Raw genomic sequence first — 1,541 nt, 5'->3', positions numbered from 1 at the left:
CTGAGCACGCCGATAAAGGCGAGAATGAGCAAAGTCGGAGACGCCACTGGCCGAAACAGGCGAAGTCGCTCGTGCAGCTTTTCACCTTCAATCCACGTAGCAGCGCCTGCAAGCAGGGCAAATCCCGCCATGGTCAATGCGGCCGTGGTGAGGATATACTCGGGGGCATCGACGGCCTCACGGAGGGCGAATTGCAGATCCGACGCCGACTCGATCATCCCTGCCCGCATCACGACGCCGAGAATCGCTGCCAGACCCACCGCTCCGATTTGAACGAACAGCGACAGCGCCAGCACGAGGAACACCGGCCAGATGCGAGGCTGACGTCGGATGACACGGACATCCCCCGGCAACGGACGGGGAGTTTCCGTGGGAACGACAATCTCCGCGTGGACAATCTTCTCCTTCGGCGGACCTGGAATCGGCGTTTGATCGCTCATCATAATCTTTCCGCAAAACTGGATTCACGGCAGGAGACGCGCTCCCTGCCACGACGGGAGATACCTGCCCAACCGTTCCGCGTGACGACGGATCTCATGTATAAGGATAGCCCACCGGGCCCCTCTCAGGCCAGTTGACTCGCACGACGCACCAGAAAATGCGATGGCCGAACGGGTTGATCAGTCCTGTCCGACAATACCGATTTCGGCGGCGGAAGCCCACGGTCCACCGTTGATTTCGGAAAGGATGCGGATCCGCACGTAGCGTCCTCGGGTCGGCGGGATGTTCCGTTCCTGGGCCTCTTTGGTCTTGCTGAATGCAACTCGCGTCGTCGTGGCCTCTGAAAAGTCGGGAGTTTTGCTGACCGCTATTTCGCACTCCTTGAAAGTTCCATTCCAGGTATGGTCTTGTCGCGCCAGGTAGCGGATTCCGCTCACCGTGAATTCTTTGCCCAGGTCGATGACGAGCTCGTGAGGCGGACGGTTCAGCTCCGGCTGAAACTGTGTGTGCCACCACGTTCGCGGATTGCCGTCGATGGCGTACCTGGCAAGACGGTCGTTGCTCTTCGATTCACTGCTGCAGGAAAGAATGGTGTAAAACTTTTGCGGGATCATGCCGTCCTGCGGCAGCCGGTTGACCATGGTGACGTTGACTTTTTCTGGGGGCACTGCGTCGCCGAACTTCGCGCGACGGTCTTTTTCATTGAGTTCCGGGGCGAAAAAGTCGCCTTCCACCGCTGGCTCGTGGGCCTTTTCCGCCAGCGCGATGAGCTCTTTCAAAATCTCAGGATGTTCCGCCGCCAGGTTTCGTGTTTCGCTGATGTCGCGGGCAAGGTCGTACAGCTCCCAGGGTTTTCCCATCCCCGGCCGAATGGCCTTCCAGTTCCCCTTGCGCACTGCGATTTGGCCGCCGAGCTCCCAGTACAGAAAATCGTGCTGCGGCTGTTTTCGGCCGACCAGGTCTTCGCCCAGGAGTTCGGGGACGATGGAGATGCCATCGATGTCGGGCGGTGGCGTTGCGCCGGCGAGTTCGGCCAGGGTGGGGAGGACATCCGGGAAGTACCAGAGCAAGTCGCTCACCCGGCCCGGTTTGATCTGACC

2 protein-coding genes are annotated in these 1,541 nt (G+C 60.0%); both read right to left on the bottom strand.

Annotated features, from left to right (window positions below; genetic code table 11):
- Nucleotides 1–443 (bottom strand): hypothetical protein (locus H5U08_RS18385; protein WP_297036487.1); only part of this gene is annotated, 443 nt, incomplete at its 3' end.
- A 177-nt stretch (nucleotides 444–620) separates the two neighbouring features.
- A partial coding sequence (locus H5U08_RS18380) for a discoidin domain-containing protein (protein ID WP_297036484.1) occupies nucleotides 621–1,541 on the bottom strand: 921 nt, incomplete at its 5' end.

This window comes from Thermogutta sp. (assembly GCF_014359955.1).
Taxonomy (GTDB): Bacteria; Planctomycetota; Planctomycetia; order Pirellulales; family Thermoguttaceae; genus Thermogutta.
Note: the sequence above shows the minus strand (reverse complement) of the source record. Positions and strands in the feature narration are given on the sequence as shown.